Origin of the sequence: Shewanella khirikhana, assembly GCF_003957745.1 — a bacterium.
Classification (GTDB): Bacteria; Pseudomonadota; Gammaproteobacteria; order Enterobacterales; family Shewanellaceae; genus Shewanella; species Shewanella khirikhana.
Window position 1 is genome coordinate 3,576,005 of record NZ_CP020373.1, and the last position, 21,428, is coordinate 3,597,432.

General features: G+C 56.2%; 16 protein-coding genes. 10 read left to right on the forward strand and 6 right to left on the reverse strand.

The features are described 5' to 3' along the window. Positions 1 to 735 precede the first annotated feature (735 nt). A complete protein-coding gene (locus STH12_RS21735) occupies positions 736 to 2,250 on the forward strand; it encodes a hypothetical protein (RefSeq protein ID WP_126168408.1) in 1,515 nt (504 codons plus the stop codon). A 324-nt stretch (positions 2,251 to 2,574) separates the two neighbouring features. Here STH12_RS21735 and STH12_RS15670 read toward each other — a convergent pair whose 3' ends face one another. Next, positions 2,575 to 2,835 carry a hypothetical protein gene (locus tag STH12_RS15670; RefSeq protein ID WP_126168409.1) on the reverse strand — a complete coding sequence of 87 codons (261 nt, stop codon included), beginning with the start codon at positions 2,833 to 2,835 and terminating at the stop codon, positions 2,575 to 2,577. Positions 2,836 to 3,198: 363 nt separating this feature from the next. Next, on the reverse strand, positions 3,199 to 5,517 hold the full coding sequence (locus STH12_RS15675) for an immune inhibitor A domain-containing protein (protein WP_126168410.1): 2,319 nt from the start codon (positions 5,515 to 5,517) through the stop codon (positions 3,199 to 3,201). A 402-nt stretch (positions 5,518 to 5,919) separates the two neighbouring features. Between STH12_RS15675 and STH12_RS15680 the strand changes: the two genes are divergently transcribed. The 5 genes from STH12_RS15680 (at position 5,920) to ric (ending at position 11,405) form a co-directional block, all read left to right on the forward strand. Then, positions 5,920 to 6,834 carry an alpha/beta hydrolase gene (locus tag STH12_RS15680; RefSeq protein WP_126168411.1) on the forward strand — a complete coding sequence of 305 codons (915 nt, stop codon included), beginning with the start codon at positions 5,920 to 5,922 and terminating at the stop codon, positions 6,832 to 6,834. A gap of 93 nt (positions 6,835 to 6,927) precedes the next feature. Continuing rightward, positions 6,928 to 8,775: a choice-of-anchor I family protein gene (locus STH12_RS15685; protein WP_126168412.1), complete on the forward strand. Its 1,848-nt coding sequence runs from the start codon at positions 6,928 to 6,930 to the stop codon at positions 8,773 to 8,775. 173 nt (positions 8,776 to 8,948) lie between these two features. Next, positions 8,949 to 9,608, forward strand: a complete 660-nt coding sequence (locus STH12_RS15690) for a hypothetical protein (RefSeq protein ID WP_126168413.1) — start codon at positions 8,949 to 8,951, stop codon at positions 9,606 to 9,608. A gap of 388 nt (positions 9,609 to 9,996) precedes the next feature. Beyond that, positions 9,997 to 10,380, forward strand: a complete 384-nt coding sequence (locus STH12_RS15695; protein ID WP_126168414.1) for a DUF3718 domain-containing protein — start codon at positions 9,997 to 9,999, stop codon at positions 10,378 to 10,380. A gap of 320 nt (positions 10,381 to 10,700) precedes the next feature. Further along, entirely contained in the window at positions 10,701 to 11,405 is a 705-nt protein-coding gene (ric, locus tag STH12_RS15700; RefSeq protein WP_126168415.1) for an iron-sulfur cluster repair di-iron protein, read from the forward strand. 26 nt (positions 11,406 to 11,431) lie between these two features. Here ric and STH12_RS15705 read toward each other — a convergent pair whose 3' ends face one another. From STH12_RS15705 to STH12_RS15720, 4 genes are all read right to left on the reverse strand, one after another. Beyond that, the gene (locus STH12_RS15705) at positions 11,432 to 11,896 is read right to left on the reverse strand and encodes an Sbal_3080 family lipoprotein (protein WP_126168416.1); all 465 of its coding nucleotides are present in this window, start codon (positions 11,894 to 11,896) and stop codon (positions 11,432 to 11,434) included. A 252-nt stretch (positions 11,897 to 12,148) separates the two neighbouring features. Beyond that, the gene (locus STH12_RS15710) at positions 12,149 to 13,045 is read right to left on the reverse strand and encodes a DUF72 domain-containing protein (protein ID WP_126168417.1); all 897 of its coding nucleotides are present in this window, start codon (positions 13,043 to 13,045) and stop codon (positions 12,149 to 12,151) included. Between the two features lie 249 nt (positions 13,046 to 13,294). Continuing rightward, the gene (locus STH12_RS15715) at positions 13,295 to 14,317 is read right to left on the reverse strand and encodes a porin (protein ID WP_126168418.1); all 1,023 of its coding nucleotides are present in this window, start codon (positions 14,315 to 14,317) and stop codon (positions 13,295 to 13,297) included. A gap of 59 nt (positions 14,318 to 14,376) precedes the next feature. Next, positions 14,377 to 15,714 carry an MFS transporter gene (locus STH12_RS15720; protein WP_126168419.1) on the reverse strand — a complete coding sequence of 446 codons (1,338 nt, stop codon included), beginning with the start codon at positions 15,712 to 15,714 and terminating at the stop codon, positions 14,377 to 14,379. A 258-nt stretch (positions 15,715 to 15,972) separates the two neighbouring features. On the opposite strand from STH12_RS15720, the gene STH12_RS15725 reads away from it, so the two are divergent. The 4 genes from STH12_RS15725 to STH12_RS15740 all read left to right on the forward strand — a co-directional run bounded on the left by STH12_RS15725 (position 15,973) and on the right by STH12_RS15740 (position 21,425). Beyond that, entirely contained in the window at positions 15,973 to 17,232 is a 1,260-nt protein-coding gene (locus STH12_RS15725) for an ABC transporter substrate-binding protein (protein ID WP_126168420.1), read from the forward strand. Beyond that, entirely contained in the window at positions 17,232 to 19,595 is a 2,364-nt protein-coding gene (locus tag STH12_RS15730; protein ID WP_126168421.1) for an ATP-binding protein, read from the forward strand. The genes STH12_RS15725 and STH12_RS15730 overlap by 1 nt, the downstream gene beginning before the upstream one ends. Next, on the forward strand, positions 19,579 to 20,868 hold the full coding sequence (locus STH12_RS15735; RefSeq protein ID WP_126168422.1) for a sigma-54-dependent transcriptional regulator: 1,290 nt from the start codon (positions 19,579 to 19,581) through the stop codon (positions 20,866 to 20,868). The genes STH12_RS15730 and STH12_RS15735 overlap by 17 nt, the downstream gene beginning before the upstream one ends. Before the next feature lie 65 nt (positions 20,869 to 20,933). Next, positions 20,934 to 21,425, forward strand: a complete 492-nt coding sequence (locus tag STH12_RS15740; RefSeq protein WP_126168423.1) for an AlbA family DNA-binding domain-containing protein — start codon at positions 20,934 to 20,936, stop codon at positions 21,423 to 21,425. Positions 21,426 to 21,428 lie beyond the last annotated feature (3 nt).

Genomic DNA, 21,428 nt, shown 5'->3' on the forward strand with positions numbered 1-21,428 from the left:
TACCCGATACAGCAGCCGCCATAAAACGCCCAGCTGAAGTTTGCGATGCCAACCGTCGTTGGTACCAAATACGCCTGTATACAACTTGCCCGGCTGTCACTTTTATCGTACGCTTGTGCAACTTTTGGTTAAAGTTTGCTGTAAAAACAACACTTAAGCGGTCACTGAATTCGAGCTTTCAACTTGCGGTTTTTAGCCAGGTTCACCGAACGTTTTTTGTAGTGGCAGTTAGCAGGGATGATGTGGTGTTCGCCTTCCGTTCTTTGTGGATGGACTCGGTGGCGCCGGTGGCAATGGAATGTGCTTTCCTTCCTTTTCCTCCCCGATATCTTCCCTTCCTCTGTTGGCTCAGAGGTTCCGCCTGTGTTGTTCACAGTTTCGGTGCTGTTCTGTGTTTGAATTTGGCTGGGTTGGCGCTGGGAGAGATACGCCCGAGAGTATGGGGCGGTAGCGTGGCTGAAAGCAGCTAAGCCGACCCACGTACGGCTCTTTAGGGTTCCGAAGTGCAACCGCAAAAGCGGCTTAGAAGTGGAAGCACAGGTGTAATCATCAAGTCCAGAGTTTTGCCTGCCCTGGCTCTTGTGTGGGCTTTGTAGTAAGTCGCATAAATGAAACTTGAATAGACTCATTTTTTGGCAAAACCATTTGTAAAAACGAAATGACCATATCAATCCTTAGTTGCCGATGCAGTTTTTTACAATGCCCAGCAAAAAAGGAAGCACAAGGGGAAACCGAATGTCTTTACCACCCGCTTTTTTAGGCAGGGTCCGTCGTCTGTACACAGGGCTGACGAATTCCGACCATTCATCGAAACCCGCAGCCCCGGCGCTGTTGATAGCGCTGGCCTGCTCCATGGGCGCACTACAGGGCTGTGACGGAAGTGAAAACGGTCCGACTGCGCAACTGACGGCTATAGAGTCGTCTAACGTGCCCGGCCGAATGGAACTCGATGGCAGTTTTTCCGTTGCAAAAGGCGAGAGAAAACTGGTTTCTCACACCTACACGGTAACAAACCAGGATACGGGTGAAACCGTCTATGGGCCAGTTACCCTTAAAGATGGGCTGGACCGGGGGCCGCTCAAAGTCCATCCCTACACTGATACCGCCTCAAGCAACGGTGTCAAAGATGTTTCTGGAAACTACCAGGCGACACTCACAGTTACCGACGATGCGGGCCAGACCCACACCGCAGTGACAAATTTCGCCCTGGCAGGAGCGGTTTCGTATGCTGTTAACGACTGCGATGCAACCTGTTCTCTTGCCTCCGGCAATGCAAACCAGGTGGTGTGCACCCTAAGCACCAGCTGCAATCAGGCGATTTTCTGGACCAACATTGCAACCCAGGCAAGCCCCCTCAACAGCGCTGTGGATGAGAACACAACCTTATGGATACAGGCGTTCGGTGCAGGAGGAGGCAACGGCACTAACAATTCAGTAGGCGGCGGGTCGGGAGAAGGCGGCAAAGGAGGCTTTGCCCAGACGATCACCACAGGCACAGAGTATGGAAATATTTTCGGAAACGCGATTTTCTACTACTACCTGGGACAAGCAGGAAGTCACGATAGCAGTGGAGGTGCCGGAGGCGGCGCCACGATAGTGACAAGCTTTGAGCCGGACGGCTCCCTGCCGCACAGCGAGATTGTTCTTATCGCCGGTGGCGGTGGCGGTGGCGGCGAGGGCAGCGCCTTCTACAGCGGCTCCATGCAAGGCGGCGGCGGTGGCAACGGCGGCTTCGCGTATTCAAGCCAGGTCGGGAAATCGGCAACCGGCGTAGGCGCAAACGCGTTTTATGATGGCCTGCCTTCTTTGGATGGCTCTTGGTTCACCAATACCAACGGCATGGGCGGGGGCGGAACCAGTTGCACGGAAGGCGTGGCCTGCGGAGGCGATGGCCATAACGGCGGGTATCAGGGGTTCGGCGGAGCATCGGGAGGTTCGGGTTCCGAAGGCTCAAAGGGCTGGATAAACGGTGGCCCCAATCTGGCGGCCAATGCCGGCAAAGGTGGTGAGGGCGGTAACCCGGCCACCTGTGGCGGGGGCGGAGGTGGTGGCGGCTACGGCGGTGGCGGCAGCGGCACCGTGTATGGCACGGACGCTTCTGGCGGAGACGATTACCGATGCTATGGCGGTGGCGGGGGCGGAAGTTATGCGATGCCTTCAACCACGACGGACAGCAACGCCCCGACTTCCCACGCCGGAAACTCCGGAAACGGTGAAGTCCTTTTCATCTTCAACACTAATCCTTCGTAAAACTTACCTGAAGATCCGGGAAACCTCCCTTTTAATGAAGCGGAGTTCCCCGCAACCCTTCCCTAAGGAAGGTGCGAATAAGTCCCGTGCTTGCTCTGCGTGTGCTTAAAGTGGATAGATGCAAGGCACAGTTTGCAGCGAATGGCCCTAGTCCTTCGCAAGAACTGTAACGCAGCAGATACCGCTCCCGGTTTTAAAAGCATCACATTATGCCCGGGGTCAGGCTTGTATTTATCAACAAAGTCATCACAGACAAAACGTTTGGCAAACGCTGCCCCCCTCGCCTTTGTCCTCACGTCTGCTGAAAATATGCTGATGAAAGCCTCAATTACACTTAGTTACCGTGCGGCTCGCTGCGCGCTTGATGGCTTCTTCCCGCCTTACAAAGATAAAGGTGAGGTACATCTTGGTGGGTAGCGACAAAGCCATGCCCAGTGCCACACTGACGGCGCTGATAATGATGCCCTTTACGCCCATGGCTTCGATGGTGGTGCTGAAATTGTGCAGGTAGATACCGAGCAGGATCAGCGAGATGCCTGTCAGCATCACGGTTTTCAGCACACGGATCAGGGTATCGTCTCGCATCGCTCCAGCCTCTTTGCTCGTTCCTCTTTGCTCGTTCCTCTTTGCTCGTTCCTCTTTGCTCGTTCCTTTTTGCTTGTTCCTCTTAGCCCTTTTCTCTTTTGGCTTGTCCAATGCTCTTGTTTGCGGCCGTTAGCGCTGCACTAAGCTTGGGAGCATCCACTTAAGCCAATTCTCATAAAGATTAATCTAATAGCCATAAATTACCCTGATCCAGATCAGGCCGAGGCCATTACCACAGGAACAGTAGAAACACACTCTAACCCCTGGTGTCGCGGCAAAAACTCATCTTTTCAAACCCCTGCCAAACAAAAATGCCTGTCGGCGAACCGACTGGCATTTTTCGTTCAGAGAAAATCGACTGGCTTATTTGTAGATCAGGATTTGACCTACAGACTTGTCGTCACTCTGGCTAACTACGCGGATTTTCAGACCGTAGTTAGGCACGTTGCGGCCTGCATCCGGGATGTCGGCACTGATAAACGAAGTGCTGTCATCAAACACAGGGTTACGCTTGGTGAAGTTGTCACGCAGGAACAGATCGTATGCGTCTTTCAGATCCAGGGTCAGCTTGGCTGACTTGTCCAGATTGAAGGCGGCATCGTGGATCTGATAACGGGTAGAGGCTACGTCGCCACCGCTCCACAAATTGGTATGGCGGTCGGCATCAACCACGCCGAGGAAGCCATCACCAGGGTGTACACCCACCCAGTTGTTGTCGAAGGAGGGGTCAACGTACCACACCAGCAAACCTTCGTTGAATTCCATCAACTTACCGGCCACATTGATGTGCTTGAGACCCTGGTCAACACCCTGATGGTTACGCCACTCAACCAGATAGTAGTGTGGGGTGAAGAACTTACCTGTGTCCTTGGTAAAGCCGTCAAGGGTGAACAGGCCAGCACCTTCGGCATCGTCAGCACTGCTGTTTGCATCAACCGCTACCTGCACATCGTCGATGTACAGACCTGGGTTGGCAACATAGCCATCACTCCAGTAGTAGAACATCAGATACACCTGCTGACCGGCATAGGCCGACAGGTCGAAGCTGGCGTCTACCCAACCACCGGACTGCCCTGTGATGCCATTACCAAAGTTCTGGCCATTGGGGTTGCTGTTGGTGGTGATGTTACCTGCGACGGGTTCAGCGGTGTCAGTGGCTGGGTTGTAGACCATGACATAGCCGTAGTCCCAATCGGCTTCGATATCAAACCACGCCTTGAAGCTGACGCTGGCGCTGCTGGCACTGCTCAAATCCAGTGGCATATACATTTGATTACGCAGGTTGTTGCCTGAACCACCATGGTAGGCATATTGGCCACTGGTGGGGGTAACTATGATGTTTTCCTTATCGGGCAGGTCGATACGGATAGCATCGTTGTTGGTGCCCTTGGAAACCGCCTGATCCAAAAGACCCGTGATACCATCGGCAGGAATGTCATTGAAATGAATGGTGCTGCCAGACAGCCAGTTAAGACCCCATCTGTTCGACAGGAACTCTTTGGCCCAGGCGCTGAAACCGGTTGGCTCAGTGCCACCAAGCACACCGGCCCAGCTGCCGCTGGACATGATGGACCAGGAAGACACGGGTTCGCCGCGACCTGTGTACTGGGTATCGTATTCATCAGGCAGGCCCAAATCGTGGCCGTATTCGTGGGCAAATACGCCCACGGCGCCATCGGCTGGCTGCACTGTGTAATCGAAGGCACCCATGGCGCCGCCCCAGTAAGGAATTGGGGTTGAGGTGCCGGGAATACCGAACACGCTGCCGAGGTTCCAACGGTGCGACCAAATGGCATCTTCACCCAACTGACCACCACCGGCTTCTTCGCCCACGCTGGAGTGGATGATCATCACGTGATCCACCAGCCCATCGGGTTCCCACACATTGCCATCGCCATCGAGATCGTATCTGTCTTCGATATCGAACTGCGACATATCCACACTGGGATCGGCAGCCGCGGCGGCCAGGGCTTCACGCACCAGTGCACGGATATTGCCGGAAGGGTTACCACCATAATATGCGGCGTTGTGCTGCGCCATGTACCAACCGGCAACCTGGCCTTCAACTGAATAGCTGTTGCCCGACTGCGCTTCGTAGTATTGCTTCATGGAGACAAAGTTCTGCCCGGCAGGGCCGGTCCAGCCACTTTGACCAAACATCAGCGAGCTGTAATGCGCAGGCGTGTAGTCTGCGTAGTACATGCCGGTTTCACCGGGCTGAATGCTGTTGTGGGGAAAATCCGGGAACTCCATCAAAATGGCCAGGATTTTCGCCGTGCGCTGCTCACCTTCATAGTTTTCCAGCACCATGGGCGCAGGCTTGTTGTGCTTGCCAATCCCCAGCTTGTTGCCGCCGCCATTTTGCAGGGCGCCACCAAAGTGGTTTTTGCTGCCCAAACCAAATTGCTTGATGGCCTCATCGGAAACAGAACCAGCACGAACGCGCTCCTGTTCCTGACGCTCGCGCAGATAGTTGGCCAGGGCCTGTTCGGCCTCGTTTAATGTCGCGTTCTGAGCAATTTTGCCCGACTGCTTTAACATAGAGATAAGCTTGTGCTCATCGGCAATGGCCATATCAAAGCCGCCTTGCTGATGCAGCTCAGGCTGATCTGCTGCCAGCGCTGGCAAACCGATGCAGGCACCGGTGGCTACCGACAATGCGATAAGAGATTTCCGAATCATTTTCTCCCCCGAAATCCTGTGATGTCATTCCTTCGTTTGAATGCAATGCTGTGCTCAAAAATCGAGCGAACGATGACTATTGATCACATGACAAACAAGATCAACACAAAGCGTTAACAAAAGAGTTGATTAGGTGGAAGATCGGATGAGTGCTTACAAAACAGCGTATTATTTAATCATTACACTCAAAAGAGGACTTAATTCTTTTGTGGGTATTCTCAAAAACTTACCCGCGGCCAAGACAAACCAACACCACGAGCACAGCGAACAGCCTCAAAGGCCACCAGCTGCATGGTGCGTGTTTCTTCTCGGGGCAGATTAAGGCAGACTGGCTGACTTCTTCCTGCGGACGGCAATTTCGCCAAAGCCAATTGTCGCCGACTCAATGCAAGGAATGCTTTGATGACCCTTAGCTTTTCGCTCCCTTCCGCTTGCCTGCTGCTGGGCATACTGAGCGCCGCCACTGTTGGCAGTGCCGTTGCAGGCACCACTGAGCCCAGTGCGGGAATCGCGGGCTTTACCCTGCCCCGCTCTCAGGTATTTGAACTAGAGGATCCTCTCAGCCAGCGGCGTTATCAGATTGCGGTGCAGCTACCCAAGTCACCCGCGAAACTCGCCACCGCGCCGCAGGTGTATCTGCTCGATGCCCCCTACGCCTTCCCGATAGTCACAGGGGCCATGCGCTTCCCGGTAAATAGCGGCGCCATGGAGGACGCACTGGTTATCGGCATCGGATACGCCCTGGGCGATAAAGGCCAGGCAAGCCGGGTTCGTGACTATACGCCGACCCGGGACAACGACTGGAAGCTTACCACCGGCGGCGCGGCCGCCCATGCCGACTTTATCGAGCAGGTGCTGTTTGATGAGATTGCCCATCGTTTTGTGTCAGCAGGTCAAGGCGCAAACTCCACGCAGACACCCAGGCGCATTTTTATCGGCAACTCCCTCGGCGGGCTCTTTGGTGGCTGGCTCATCCAGGCGCGCCCGGAACTCTTCGATGATTACATCCTCGGCAGCCCATCGGTGTGGTTCGATAACGAAGCTGTGCTGAAAAGCACTGTGGCTCCCATTGCCGACAGCAAACCGCTGCGGCCAGGCAGGGTATTTATCGCGGTGGGCAGCGCCGAACTGCCGCCAGCTCAGGGTCATGACATGGTAGCTGGCGCCCGCAAACTGAAGGCAAGGCTCAGCGCCCTGCCCAGACGTCAGCTCGAGATTAAGTACCTCGAGATACCCGAAGCCGACCACAGCATGGCCTTCCCCACCAGCGCCATTCATGGCCTGAGCTGGCTGCTGGAGCGTCCGCAAAACGACTGACAATTCATCCAGCTGACACACAAACGTCATCCCCCTGTCATCCAAAGTGGGTTTCATCTTGCCATTTAACACACACTTTGCAGGGGAAGAGGGATGACATTCAAACAAGGGATTCTGGCGCTGACGCTTACCGCGCTGCTGGCGGGCTGTTCATCGGACGGTGACAATGGCGCCCAGGGCGAACAGGGGGCGCCCGGTGCGGCCGGACAGGCAGGTCAGCCAGGTAAAGATGCGCTGCGCGAGCTGGAAATTCAGGTGGTTGGACGCTTCGCCAGTGGCATTTACGGCAAGTCTGCCGCCGAAATTGTGCAGTTTCACAAAAGCTCGGCCAGCGTGTTTGCCATTAACGCCGCCAGTAACCAAATTGAAATCATCAAGCTGGCGGGCCTGCCGACCGCCGCAGTAGCGACGCCGGTCAGCGACAATAGCCTGAGTTCGGCGCCCATGACTTTCCCGGCGGCCGTTAGCGTAAAAGCGAGCGATAACAGCGACATGGAACTGGCGCTGGGTGTGGCCAACTCCATTGCCATCCACGGTGACTGGCTGGCAATTGCAGTGGAAAACGCCGTGAAGACCGCCACAGGTGCGGTGCTTTTTTATCAGCTCGACAGCAATGGTGCCGCCACCTTTGTTAAAGCCGTAGCCGTGGGCGCCCTGCCCGACATGCTGACCTTCACCCCCGATGGCAGCAAGGTGCTGGTTGCCAACGAAGGCGAGCCAGATAGCGATTATCTGGCCGACCCCGAAGGCTCTATCAGTTTGATTAGCTTTGAAAATGGTCAGCCAGCCGACCATGCTGACAGCATCAACTTCAATGACGATATCCGCTTTTCCAGCAAGCTTATCAAGGCCGATGCCTATGATACCGAGGCCGAGCGCCGTGCCCTGCTGACCGCGGCCGGGGTAAAGTTTGCCAGCCCCGATGGCACCACAGTAGCCCAGGATCTGGAACCTGAGTACATCAGCGTGGCCGACGACAGCAAAACCGCCTGGGTATCGCTGCAGGAAAACAATGCCATCGGCATTCTCGACCTTGAAGCCAACACAGTGGAGATCAAGGCCCTGGGGCTGAAGGACTGGAGCCAGTACCGCCTCGATTTCACCAACAAAGACGGCGTTGCCAATCTGCAATACGCCCCCGGTGTTTATGGTCTGTATCAGCCCGACACCATTGCCTCGTACCGCTGGAATGGCGCCTCCTTTATTGTGACCGCCAACGAAGGCGACTCCCGCGACTGGGACGCCTACTCGGAAGATATCCGCGTGGCCGATGTCATCGACCCGGACGAGTTCAACCTGCAACTCTCCCCCGAGCTGCAGGCGCTGTACGACCAAAGCGGCGGCAAGGATGGCCTGGGGCGGCTGAAGGTGACATCAGCACTGCTGGATGAAGACAAAGACGGCATAGTCGAACGCCTTTACGCCTACGGCGGCCGCTCGTTTTCCATCTGGGATGCGCAAATGAATCAGGTATTTGATTCGGGTGATGACTTTGGCCGCATCGGCTCGGCGATTCTCGGTAAGTATTTCAACAGCGCTCACACCGAGAACAAGGGCGATGACCGCTCTGACGACAAGGGCGGCGAACCGGAAGCCATAGATGTAGGCACAATCCAGGGCCGCACCTATGCTTTTATCGGCCAGGAGCGCTCCGGCGACCTGTTTGTGTATGACATCACCAATCCATTCCAGGCCGCCTTTGTTGCCCATTACAACAACCGCAACTTCGAGGTGAGCTTCGAGATGGATGACGATCTGGCCGATCCCTGCGACAGCGGCGAAGGCATGGATTGCACCGAGGTGCTCAATGCCGGTGACCTTGGCCCGGAGAGCATTAAGTTCATTGCCGCCGAAAACAGCCCCAGCGGTGCGCCGCTGCTGATTGTAGGCAACGAAGTCAGCGGCTCGGTTACCGTGTATCAGGTCAACGAAAAAGACTGAGTCGCGGTATTCAGGGTAGAGGCGCCTGCGGGCGCCTTTTGACTTTTTGGCCGCAGCGGTTTCCAAGACACATCACATAACCGGGCATGACCAGGGGCGCTCATTCGATATTTCAATAAGATAGCAGTAAGATAGCCGTACCTGCGCATCTTGCATTGAATAAGGACGTATCAATGGCAGCCAAATCCCCGCTATCGCCCCTGCAAACCCTGACACTGGCACTGCTGTTGCCAAGCCTGTCTGCCTGCGTCATGTACCGTGGCCCCAATTACCGTTCTCCGCCGACGAGCTACGCCGGTGTGGTGGAGGTGATTTACACCCCGGCCTCTTTCGAAACCGCCACCCTGGCCGAGCGCTGGAGCCTGGATCTGAGCGCCTATCACAATATGCGGGGCAATAAGCCCGAAGAGCAGCCCTACCGCCAGAGCTTTCGCCTGGAAAAAGAGCATTCGCAAAGCCTCGAAAGCGCCGTATTGGATGAGGCCGCGGATGGTTTTGCACGCACGCCAATGGATTACCAATATGTCCGTGGCTCCAGCTACAGTGGCCTGTGGCGCTTTGCTCCCAAAGAGTGCACCCTGAAGCTTTATAACGACAATGGCTACTGGCTGGCATCCCTGAAAAGCACTGGCACCGAAGACTACCGCAGTCAGCAGCCTGATAACCAAATCACCGTCAAGCCCCGCCGGGTGTTCCGGCTGGCATCCATGGCAACCGATCCCCGTAAGCTCGGCGTATTGGCAGGAAAAGTATTTTACGTCAAAGACTGGCAAGTTTACTGCCCCGAGCCAGAAGCCGAATTACCTGCGGGTTCAGAGCCAGGAACAAAGTAAGCCAACAAATACCAAAGAAACTCCCCCTGGCGCTGCGGCAGGCTTTTCACGGCTCAATCAGGCTGCTCAGCGACCTGTTTGAATCGTTTCTGTGGCGTATTTTCAATTTTTGCCACAGCACAACCCAGGTTTTGTGTGTCTGCCGACACTCAGAGACACACTTTCTTACTCCGGGACACTCGCCCTCACAGAATTTCCAAACTGATACAAGTCTTCAACACCTGCTTACAGCATTGCGCTTTCAAGCGCGCCAGAATGTGCGTGAAGGAAAGGAGACGGCCCGCGAGCGCATGCACCAGATTCTGAAGATCAGATGCTGACGCTAAGCGGGCCAACCGGCCCAGCGTGGCCTTAATCAGTGAAGTTGGTCAATACAAGGAAATCATCTATGGACGCACGTATCCTGCTCGCCCCCGTACTGCTGCTGGGCCTTGGCACCGCCAGTGCCACCGAATACCGTTTCGTGGCAGCCGACAGCAAGCCCGAAACGCAAATGTGTATTGCCGCCGGCAGCAATAAAACCGGCAAGCTCAGACTGCAAATGAATGAACACCATGGCAGCACCCGCTACCACGCCAACAGCGTGCAGTGTAACGGCAAGAGCCTGGCCCAGTTCGCCTATCAGTACGGCGCCGACAAGGCATATACCTTCCTGGCTGGCCACTCTTACGATCGCAACAAGGCCATTGAAAGCGTCACCATTAAAGATTTGTCGGCGGCAAATGCCCAAGGCAGCGATGAGGTGGTTTACGTGCAGGTTTCGTCCCGTTGATGGCGGCAACGCCAACGGGCAAAACCAACACTTGTGCAATCCACCGGACGGAGCTGAATCCAGCGTCTGCCGGAACAGGGTTTCAAGCGGCGTAAACAACCTCCTGTTTGCGTCGCTTTTTTTGTATAAGTTGCTTTTGGTTAACCAACCCGCTTTGACTCCCCCCCTTAAGTGACGCCAGCCTAAACCAGTAACCGCTACTCCTTTTGGCATAATTGTCGCCCGATAATGTGATTACCCCAGCAAAATACTCAGGCTTTCGTTGCTGCTCCTGGCATCGCCTCATAACATGCATATAAATTACAACAAAGGATTCCAGCATGAATACAGAGGCCCTGCTTCAAACCCGCGTTGGCGAACTGGTGGCTCAGGACTACCGTTTTGCCCATGTGTTTTCCCGATTTGGTATCGACTTTTGCTGTGGTGGTGGCCGCACCCTGTGGGAAGCCTGCGAGCGGGCTAAGGCCGATACCACAGCTGTGGTGGATGCCATGAAACACAGCGCCGCCGAGGGCGAGCCTGATGCCTTGCTGGCTGAGTTACCCCTGCCACAACTGATTGATTACATTGAAGCCACCCACCACAGTTATGTGCGTGCAACCGCCCCTCTGCTGCTGGAGTATGCCGCCAAGATGGTGCGCGCCCACGGCGAAAACCACGCCGAAATCAAACCGCTGGCAGGTTGGATCCAGGCTTTGGTAGAAGACTTGCTGCCGCACCTGATGAAGGAAGAACAAATCCTGTTTCCTGCCATTCGAGCCATGGCTGGCGGCGAACAGGTGAGTGGCTGCTTTGGTCACATCGGCAATCCCATCCGCGCCATGGAATACGAACACGACGAAGCCGGCACCATTTTGAAAAGATTGCGGGAACTGACCCAGGACTATCAGCCACCGGCACACGCCTGCACCACCTGGCGCATATGTTACCAGACCCTGGCCGAATTCGAGGCCGACTTACATCGCCATATTCATCTGGAAAATAATTTACTGTTTCCGAAAACACTGAAGCTCACCCAGGGGTGAGCTTCAGTGTGCAATAGCGCTCTGACTCAGGGCGCAACTTGCCATGGCGCAGCCCAGGTTCTGGCAGCTTGTTTCTGGGCAATCAGTTGCTCAACCAGTTCGCGGATTTTCGGCTCGGCATCGATAAACTTGTTCATATTGGCGCCGCCCATGCGGGCATCGTAAATCGCCTGACCATCGAGCTTGCCCTGGTGGTAAACCTTGATTTCGGCATAGACCATATACAGGGCCAAATCCCAGGCCCAGTTGGCGGTGTAAGTGGCAGTCCACTCACAGTTATTGCTGGCATCCAGTTCTTTCACTACCTGATAGTTGATTTGCTTTTCGCGCAGTACCTTCTCGACTTCCTGCAAAAAACCTTCGCGCACGTCAGGGTTTTCCAGCACGCACACAGTCGCCTGCTGATTGATGTTGGCCGGATCCACATGTTGTTTGATTGAGCAGCCGCCAAGCAAGCTGGCGAATAGCGCCAACGCAATGATCTTCTTCATTATTCTTTCCTTGATAATTGTTATGTTTTGGCGCGTTCAAAGCGCCAGCGCCACTCTATCAGCACAAAGCTTGAATGCAACATCTTTGTAACCAAAACCGGCGTGACACCACACTTAAGTAGGCAACCCTATCAGCACTCTGCATGAGCGCTATGCGCCAGCAGAAAAGAGCCCAAGATGAAAAACATAGAGAGATGAGAGCGCTTGAGAACGACTTTTAACAGGCGAAGGGGCCTTGGCAGGGAAAGGCAGCTACAGCAGGCTGATTTGCCCATCCTGCAGGCGGGCATTGACCACCTGCGGGTTCCACACTGCAGCCTCTACACCCTCTGCCGCCAGCGCCGCAGACAAGCTGGCAACCAGCACAGCCGCAAGCTCAGGTGCGTCACTGTTATCCGGCGTATGAATAAACAGGTAGGGTGAGCGTCCTTCGGCAAGCCACTGCCCGAGCTTGGCCAGCCAGGGCGCAAAGAAGCCCTGATTGTCGCAGCCCGATTTCAACCCAAGGCTTAAAGGCTCGACGCCCCAGGCCTGCAGCGCGTGGGGCTGGGCAATAAAGCGCACCACAGGGTTGGCCGCCGTGGCGATGGGATGCACAGGCACCCGCGGTTTTTTCTGATGCGCATCTATCACAGCCTCATTGATGGGCGGCAGCGCGAACACAGGCCGGGTATCCATGATGATGCGATTAACCCCTTTCTCCATCAGCAAACGGTTGAAGTCGCGCTCGGCCTCACCCTTGGCAAAAAATGCCCGGTGACGCACCTCCACTCCAAGCCCTATCCCCTCTGGCAACATTGACAAAAATGCCTCGAGCACCGGTAAAGACTCGGGCCCAAAACGGGCTGGCAGCTGGATCTTCCAGATGGCGGTCTTGGCCAGCAATGGTGTCATCAGCCTGAAAAAGTCTGTCACTTCTTTTTGGCTGTTATGGAGCGCCAATTCGTGGGTGATGTGTGAGGGCAGCTTGAAGGTGAAGCGAAAGTCATCCGGCGTGGCGCTATTCCAGGCCGCGACTGTTTGCGCCGATGGCAGGGCATAGAAGGTGGTGTTGCCTTCGACCGTATCGAAGGCCTCGGCATAGGCCGCCAGACGCGCCTCGGCGCCCGAGCCGGGCAGCAAAGACTTCCAGCCCTTGTGAGACCACATGGCCATACCTACACGAAGGCGGGGTAACTGAGCTTGCGACATAAAAAGGCACCAAAACAACCGGAGTGCCACCTTAACCAAAGCGGCGCGGCTTGTCACGGCCGGGGGGAGTAATCAACCAGTGCTGTGGCTTGGCAGCAAAAAGTGGCCGTCGGTGAAGAGGCGCCCGACGGCCATTGCCCAGGGTGAAGGAGCAATCACGAGCCAATGCCCGCTTGAGATAGCTGTTACAGTGGAAACAAACTGGGGTTAAAAGTCGTAGCGAACCCCCAGGGTGATTAGGTCGTCATCGAGGGAGACATTCACGCCGCCAAGCAGCAGGTCGCCATCGAAGCGGGTGTAATGACCATAGAGCTGGGTGCTCTTGGCGAGCTTGTAGTTGGCGCCGAGGCTGAGCTGGCTCAAATCCACCTCGCTGACATCGCTGAGCTTGCCGTCAGTTTGTGATTTGATAAAGCGCGACACATATTTGCCAAGACCGGCATCGTCCTGGCCATACTCCAGCTTGAGCCGGGTCTTACCCAGATCCCAGGCGAGATTCACAAACCAGCTGTTGCCATCGAGGGCGGCAAACGCCGGGTCCTGATGCTCGCTCTGCTGGAAAATACCGCCCAGCGTCCATTCGCCCAGCTTCACCTGAGTTACGGCGCGGCTGGCATCGATATTGTCGATACCGCTGTTGTAGGCCAGCGCCAGATACCAGGGCTGCTTCTTGAGGGATGCGTCACCGGCAGTGGCCGAAACCGCATAAGCTGCCTCATCGGCGCCATAGTTGTCGCTCAGAAGATAAGTGCCGTTAAGCTGCACCAGTCCGCCAAGTTTGGGGGACTGATAGGTGAGGCTGTCGCCAAAGCGGCCCTGCCCCGGCAACAGTCGGTCGATATCCGAGTTACTGGTGCCGAAGATATCGACCTTGCCTTCGGCGGTTTTGAACACGCTGTCGTTGCGGCCAAAGGTCAGGGCACCGAAGTCGGTTTTCACCCCTATGTAGGTGTTACGGGCTTTGAAGGTTTTACCTGAGTTATCAAAGTTATCCACCCCAAACTCGAGCTTGTAAAACAGCTCCAGCCCGTCGCCAATGGCTTCGCTGCCTTTTACCCCGATACGGGAAGAGTTGTTTTCCAGCACGGTACCGGCCTTGCCATTTTGGGCGGCCACGCCGAGGTCCGAGTCGGTCAGCGACAGGTTGATACGGCCATAAAAGTCTGCATCAGCGGCCAGTGCGGCGCTGCCTGGAGCAAGCAGTGCCAGTGCTATAAGTGCTTTGTTCATAATGAAATTCCTTACGCGATTGGTTTGCTTGGGGCCACCCGCAGGTGGCCCGGCCGTTATCAGTAATCCACTACCTTCTTGGCATTCCACACGCTCATGGCGAGGAACATGGACACCACGGCGGCGGCCAGCCAGAAGTACTGGGCGGTTGAAAAGTCGTACTGCTTCACTCCATCGATTTCGGTAATGGTGATTAAGGAGGCAGACACGATTTCCTGGGCAGAGGCGGCTATGTAGGAACACAGGCCGATAAAGCCTTTCACCGCGCCCACGGCCGCTTTGGGCATCAGGTCACAGGCGGTAAGACCAGCCAGGAACACCACCAGACCACCGATGGCATAACCAATCAGACCCAGGGCAACGGCATCCACTACCCGGCTCTGTGGGCCCCAGAACATCAGGCACAGACCGGCAATGTTGGCCAGACCGTACAGCAGGGTTGGGATATGACGGTTGGCGTTAAACAGCTTGTCGGAGATGATCCCCGCCAGAATGGCCCCGGCGAAACCGGCGATGGGGTAAGCCGACATGGCAAAGCCAGCATCAATCAGGCTGTAGCCCTTGGACTCCTGCAGGTACAGCACCGCCCAGGAGCTCATGGCGTAGCGGGAGATATACATGGCCGCACAGGCAAGAGCGATAATCCACACGGTAGGCTGCTTAAGGATAAACAGCTGGGCGCGGCGGATTTCCTTGGGGTCAACCTTCTTTTTGATCTCGGCATCTTCGCCATAGGCCACGGCTGGCTCTGGCAGACCATAGGTTTGCGGTCTGTCTTTGAGCACAAAGTACATGGCGATGGCGGCGGCAAAGGTAGCAATACCGGCGCCAACGAAGCCTGCTCTCCAGCCGAAGAAGCTCACTACGGTAGCGGTCAGGATCCAGGTGATACCTTCACCTATGTTGCGCGAGCCACCCCAGATGGAGTACACAGAGCCACGCTGCTTCGGCGAGAACCACTGGAAAATCGACACGCACGAAGGCGCACTGCCCACAGACTGGAACCAACCATTCATCGCCCACAACAGGATGAAGAAGAAGGTGGCGGTGTTCATACCCATCAACAAACAGGTGATGGCCGACAGACCCAGCGACACCGACATAAAGCGGCCGATGTTGGCGTAGTCCGACAGGAAGCCGTTGGAAAACTTACCCACGGCATAGGTTAAGAAGAATGCCGAGCCTATGATCCCCAGTTCATCCAGGGTCACAATGCCGGCATCCAGCATAGGTTTTTTCGCGACGTTCAAACTCATGCGGGCGACGTAGAACATGGCATAACCCAGCACCAGTCCCAAGAACACCTGCCATTGATATTTCTTATAAATTGAGCGGATTTTTTCCGGTGTCCCTTCAATCAGGGGCTGATCCGGCCGCGTTTTGAAAAAGTCCAGCATCTGCCTTCCTCCCACGTTTAAGTTGCTCGTTCGCCGGGATCCGGCTCCCGACTTGTCCGCATCTTTTCAGGCACAATTGCCGGGGACAAAAGCCGTAAAGTGGGTCAGATTTAACTCAAAAGGCAGAATTTCCGGGTCAAAATTGGAATGGCTACACTCACCGATAAACACTTATTGTTGGAAAATAGGCCAACCCTGGGTCAGTTCCGACTCACCAAGGTGTAAAAAACGTTAAAAATTGATTAAAAAATTTGAGCCATGACACAAAAAAAACTGCTCGCCCTACTACTGATGCTCTGGCTTAGCTGGCCAATAACCGGCCAGGCGAAAGACAATTGCCTGGTGATCCTCACCTCGTTCTCCGAGCTGCCCTTTAAAGGACTGGTGGATAAATTCTCGGCCCGGGAGCAATGCGAAGTGCGGGTGATTTACCGCCGCACCCTGCCCGCTATCCGGCTGCTGACCGACGGCAACCAGCCCAAGGTGGATTTGGTGGTGTCGTCCTCGCCGACACTGTTTCAAACCCTGCATCAGCAAAAATTACTGGCACCGCTTGGCAAGCTGTCCGATGTTCCCAGCTGGCTTGCGCCCCACAGCCTGCCGGCCAGCGACTATGTGTTGCCGGTGGCTTACTCCGGCATTGGGCTGATGTTCAATCGTGACTACCTGGATAAACATAAGCTGCCACAGCCCCGCAGCTGGCAGGACTTAGCCCAGCCCGGCTTTAACGGCCATGTGATGATGAGTTCGCCCAGCCATTCGGGTACCACCCATATGATGGTGGAAAACATATTGCAATCAGAAGGATGGGACGAAGGCTGGGCACTGCTGATGCGCATTGGTGGCAATCTTGCCTCGTTGTCGGCCCGCAGTTTCGGGGTAAGCGATGCCATCAGCCGTGGCCTGGTGGGCGCAGGCCCTGTGATAGACAATTACGCCAGTGCCGCCCAGCGCCACTTCGAGTATGTGGGCTTTAGCTATTTACCCGACACCGTCATTCTGCCCACCTACTGCGGCCTCACTGCCAAGGCGGCCCACGCCGATAAAGCCAGGCAATTTCTGAACTTTTTGCTGTCGGCCGAGGGCCAGGCCATTCTCACCGAACCCGAGTTCGCCAAAACGCCCTTAAACGATGACAAGCTGGCCCACAGCACCGACTTTGTTATTGAAAAGCAGCAGCTGTTTTTGCGCAACAATGTGATTAAAGCGCTGTTTGAACAGGCGATTTCTCAGCAGCTGCCCAAGCTTCGCTATACCTGGCTTGCCATCATCAAGGCCCAGGGTGCCATGAAAAATACCCTGAAAAACCATGAGGTACTGACCCAGGCCATCGCCCTTGCCAGCCAGGTGCCCATCAGCGAAGCCGAAGCCATGTCCCCCGATCTGCAGGCGGTGTTTGCCGACTATGAACAGCAACCCTCGGCGCAGATGGAGCGCACCATGCAGGACTGGCGCATGCAGGTCGCTCAGCAACTGGAGCAGGCCATGGCACTGGTTCGCACCCTGGAGTACCCCTGATGTCCAAGTCCCAATCGCCCCTTGGCAGGCGACTCTTTATTGCCTTTTCGGCCATGTTGGGGCTGACACTGCTGGTCGGCCTGACCAGCCTCGGGGTATGGACACAGCTCAGCGCCCAGGTCAGCAGCATCATCAGCGAAAGCGTGCCCACCATCAATGCCACCTATAAGCTGGAGCGCGCCAGCAACCGGCTGTTGCAGCTGTTGGGGCAACTGCCCGGCGCCGAGGATGAAATCACCCTGCTGACCCTCGAGCGGCAGATTACCGAGGCCATGGGCGAGCTTGAAAATGCTTACCTTGTGAACCTGCACAGCGACGATGAGCTGGCACGGCAACAGGCCCGCTTTGCCGAGCTTGAAGCCTTGATCCAAAACCAGAATCAGCTGCTGCGCCACCAACTGACCCTGGCGCAGCACCTGGCATCGCAGCAAAAGCAGCTGGCGAGGCTGCATCAGGATCTGACAGATGAAATGACGCCACTGTTGCAGGAAGTGGCCTGGCACTTAAGCGCCCAGCTTGGTAACCGCACTTCGGCCACTACCATCAATTCGGTGCTGCAGGAGTTTTCGGTACTGCAAAATATCGCATTGAAAGAAAACGAAATTCATCAGCTCAGCGCCGAGATCATTAACCAGCGCCATCAAAGGGAGCTGGAGCACGCCTTCTCATTTATTGGCTTTCAAATCGATGAGTTACGGCTGCTCACCACCCAGCTTGCGGCCTACCCATCGACCGTGAGCCACCGCCAGATCTTGCAGGAACTGGTGGAGCTGGTAAAACCCGCAGGCGCCTTGCATCAACTGCTCGGTGAAGATGTGGAAAACCAGCGCCAAATCAAAGCACTGCAACCGCAAATCAACGAGCTTATCCAACCCTACCATGCTCAGGTGGTCACTGCGGTGGCCCAGGCCAACACCAATCTTGAGTCCCTGGTGCGGGCCACCAACCGGCAGGTAAGTCAAGGCAAAGCCTGGCTGCTGCTCATCCTCACCGGAGCGCTGATTTTAAGCACCTTCGTATTGACCGGACTGATTTCAAGGCGCCTGATTGGCCGCTTGAACCTGCTCAGCGAAGACTTGGCCAAGGTGTGCAACAACGACCTGTCGAGACCCTTGAGCGTGCGCGGCAGCGACGAGATTGGCCGCCTCGGTGAGCAGTTGCTGCAGTTTCGTGCCCAGCGGCAGTTGATGGACAAAACCAATGCCCTCAACCTGATTAACAATACCCAGGCCTGCCTTATCACCTGCCTGATGGATGGCACCATTGAATCGGTCAACCCCATCGCCCGCGAACTGCTGCCCCTTGGCAATGAGCCCGAGCAGTCACTGCTGTGGCAGGCATTTCCCCCTGCGGCGGCGCAGCAACTGGCAAGCCAGTTTGCCCCCGGCAGCACCTTGCAGCGACACGGCCAAAGCCACTGTCTGCTGGAGCTTGGCAGCGACAAGCAACAGGCCTTCTGGCACTTCGATTTTCGCCGCTATGAGCAAGCGGGGGAGCTTAAAACCATTATCACCATCACCGACATGACCCGTCAGGAGCTGACGGCCCGCGAGCTGTCGGAGCGGGTAGCCGAGCGCACCCGGGATCTGAAAGACAAAAATCAGCAGCTTGAGCAGGAAGTTGAGCGCCGCACCCAGGCCCAGAATGACCTGCTGCGGGCTCAGGACGAACTCATTCAGGCCGCCAAAATGGCGGTGCTGGGCCAGGCGATGACCAGCATGGCCCACGAGCTGAATCAGCCGCTGTCGGCGATTTCCACCTTCCTTTACACCAGCCGTATGGCCGCCGAGCAGGGCGACATGACGCTACTGAGCGACAACCTTGAGCGCATCGGTCAGCTCAGCCAGCGGATGCACCGCATTGTGGGTGCGCTGAAAGAGTTTGCCCGCAAAACGCCGGCTATCAGGGTCAGAGAAGCCCTGTCCCTTGGCGCCGTGGCCGATAGCGCCTTGCTGCTGCTCGCCCCGCGGATAAAGCGCGATAACGTGCAGGTAGAAAGCCGCCTTGAGGCTAACCTGAGCGTAATTGGCGATCCGGTGGAAATAGAACAGGTATTGATTAACCTGCTGGTCAATGCCCTCGATGCCATCGCGAGCTGCGAGCACAGGCACATCCTTATCGAACAGCTACCGCAGCCCGGCAGCACCCTGATTGCCATTCGCGACACTGGCCCAGGCTTTCCCGAGGCTGTGCTGCAAAAGCTATTCTCGCCTTTTGTCACCACCAAAGAAGTGGGGCTGGGGCTGGGGCTGTCGATTTGCCGAACCCTGATGGAGCGCCAGGAAGGCGATATCCGCCTTGCCTGCACCATGGAAGGCAACACCCTGATGCTGCTGGAGTTCCCCCATGTCCCATCTGCTTAAACCCAAGCCGAATCTGCTGCTTATCGACGATGATGAGGACGTGCTGGATGCCTGTCGGCAGCTGTTTTATCTGTCTGGCTATCAGGTGCGCGCAACCAGCTCGCCGCAAAAGGCGCTGGAGGTACTGAGCCGCGACTGGGACGGCGTGGTCGTGAGCGACATCTACATGCCGGCCATGCACGGGCTGGATTTGCTGGCAGCCGTGCACAGCATCGACCCGCAGATCCCGGTCATTATGATCACGGGGCACGCCGATATTCCGCTGGCGGTAAAGGCGGTAAAGCAAGGCGCCGCCGACTTTATCGAAAAGCCCCTCGACCCACCGACCTTTCTTGCGCTGGTGAAAAAAGCCGCCACCCAGCGCCACCAACTGATTGGTCAGCGGCAAACGATTCAGGACTCTCTCGCAGGCCAGCTGCTTGGCAGCAGCGCGCAAATCAACGACCTCAGAGAGCAGCTGGGGCAGCTGGCCTTAACCGACCGCGACGTGATGCTGGAAGGCCCCCGCGGAGTCGGTCGCAACACCCTGGCGGCACTGCTGCACAAGCTTGGCCCCAGGGCCGAAGGGCCACTGCAACAGCTCGAATGCGCTCTGGTGGAAAGCCCGGAGAAACTGCAACAGGCGGTGGATGCCAGCCGTGGCGGCACCCTGATTTTACGGGAGCTTGAGCATCTGCCCACCGACAGCCAACGTTGGCTGGCAAGCTTTCTGCTGGATCAGGAACGCCGTGGCAACAAGGATGTGCGCACCATTGCCATTCTGGAAAGCCAGCCCGAAGCCCTGGTACAGCAGCAAACCCTTACCCCCGAGTGCTTTTATTATTTCTCCCAGGTCAGGCTGCGGCTGCCAGCCCTGTGCGAACGTCCAAGCGACATAGTGCCGCTGTTTATGGCCTTCCTGAAAGAGAGCTGCCGCCGACTGTCGCGCAAGGTGCCTGCGGTGGAAAACCGTTATCTGGACAACCTCAAACAGCACAGCTGGCCCGGTAACGTGCGGGAGCTTCGCAACGTGGCCGAGCTATACGCGGTTGGCATAGTCAAACTTGCCAATGTGCAGCGGATTGCGGCGGCGCCCTCGGTCAAAGGCCCGCTGGATGAATTGGTGGACGACTATGAAAAGCGTCTGATTGAAGATGCGCTGTTTTTGTTCTCGGGCCGGGTGTCGGAGGCGGCAGATCACCTCAATGTGCCCCGCAAAAAGCTCTACCTGCGGATGAAAAAATACGGCCTCGATAAGGAATGTTTTAAGCCGGTGAAGCCGGGCAAGGGCTGAGCCCTCACTGGTCAGAGGGCGAAACCCGTGTTATATCAGGGGAAACTGCAGTACAAGGACAGCCCATGACCCAATTTGCCCTCGATGATATTCAGCATCTGCATGAGTCGGTGCAGGTGGAGTTTAAGCTGGCGGCGGGCCGGGATGGTCAGGGCCAGCTGCCGGAAGACATGTGGGAGAGTTACAGTGCCTTTGCCAATACCCTTGGCGGCGAGATTATTCTGGGTGTGCGTGAATCGGCCGGCCAGTTCAGTATCGAAGGCATAGCCAACCCGTTGCCGATGCTGGAAGAAATCTGGCACATATTGGCAGACAGGGACAGGGTGTCCTGTAATGTGTTGTCGCCAACCGATGTACAAATTATTGAACTTGCGGGTAAAAAACTGATCAGGCTGCACGTGCCCGAAGCCAGGGCCTGGCAAAAGCCGGTGTATCTGGGCAAGGATCCCTACGGCGGCAGTTATTTCAGAGTGGATTCATCGGATATGCGCGCCAGTCGGCGCCAGGTCAGCCAACTGCTGCGTAAACAGCGCCGCCTGTGTGGGCCACAAGCCTGAGGG

Coding starts and splice junctions, on each gene's coding strand:
- STH12_RS15735 (WP_126168422.1), top strand. CDS start 19,579: ATGTCCCATCTGCTTAAACCCAAGCCGAATCTGCTGCTTATCGACGAT.
- STH12_RS21735 (WP_126168408.1), top strand. CDS start 736: ATGTCTTTACCACCCGCTTTTTTAGGCAGGGTCCGTCGTCTGTACACA.
- STH12_RS15690 (WP_126168413.1), top strand. CDS start 8,949: ATGGCAGCCAAATCCCCGCTATCGCCCCTGCAAACCCTGACACTGGCA.
- STH12_RS15710 (WP_126168417.1), bottom strand. CDS start 13,045: ATGTGGTCTCACAAGGGCTGGAAGTCTTTGCTGCCCGGCTCGGGCGCC.
- STH12_RS15730 (WP_126168421.1), top strand. CDS start 17,232: ATGTCCAAGTCCCAATCGCCCCTTGGCAGGCGACTCTTTATTGCCTTT.
- STH12_RS15715 (WP_126168418.1), bottom strand. CDS start 14,317: ATGAACAAAGCACTTATAGCACTGGCACTGCTTGCTCCAGGCAGCGCC.
- STH12_RS15725 (WP_126168420.1), top strand. CDS start 15,973: ATGACACAAAAAAAACTGCTCGCCCTACTACTGATGCTCTGGCTTAGC.
- STH12_RS15705 (WP_126168416.1), bottom strand. CDS start 11,896: ATGAAGAAGATCATTGCGTTGGCGCTATTCGCCAGCTTGCTTGGCGGC.
- STH12_RS15695 (WP_126168414.1), top strand. CDS start 9,997: ATGGACGCACGTATCCTGCTCGCCCCCGTACTGCTGCTGGGCCTTGGC.
- STH12_RS15685 (WP_126168412.1), top strand. CDS start 6,928: ATGACATTCAAACAAGGGATTCTGGCGCTGACGCTTACCGCGCTGCTG.
- STH12_RS15675 (WP_126168410.1), bottom strand. CDS start 5,517: ATGATTCGGAAATCTCTTATCGCATTGTCGGTAGCCACCGGTGCCTGC.
- STH12_RS15740 (WP_126168423.1), top strand. CDS start 20,934: ATGACCCAATTTGCCCTCGATGATATTCAGCATCTGCATGAGTCGGTG.
- STH12_RS15670 (WP_126168409.1), bottom strand. CDS start 2,835: ATGCGAGACGATACCCTGATCCGTGTGCTGAAAACCGTGATGCTGACA.
- STH12_RS15680 (WP_126168411.1), top strand. CDS start 5,920: ATGACCCTTAGCTTTTCGCTCCCTTCCGCTTGCCTGCTGCTGGGCATA.
- ric (WP_126168415.1), top strand. CDS start 10,701: ATGAATACAGAGGCCCTGCTTCAAACCCGCGTTGGCGAACTGGTGGCT.
- STH12_RS15720 (WP_126168419.1), bottom strand. CDS start 15,714: ATGCTGGACTTTTTCAAAACGCGGCCGGATCAGCCCCTGATTGAAGGG.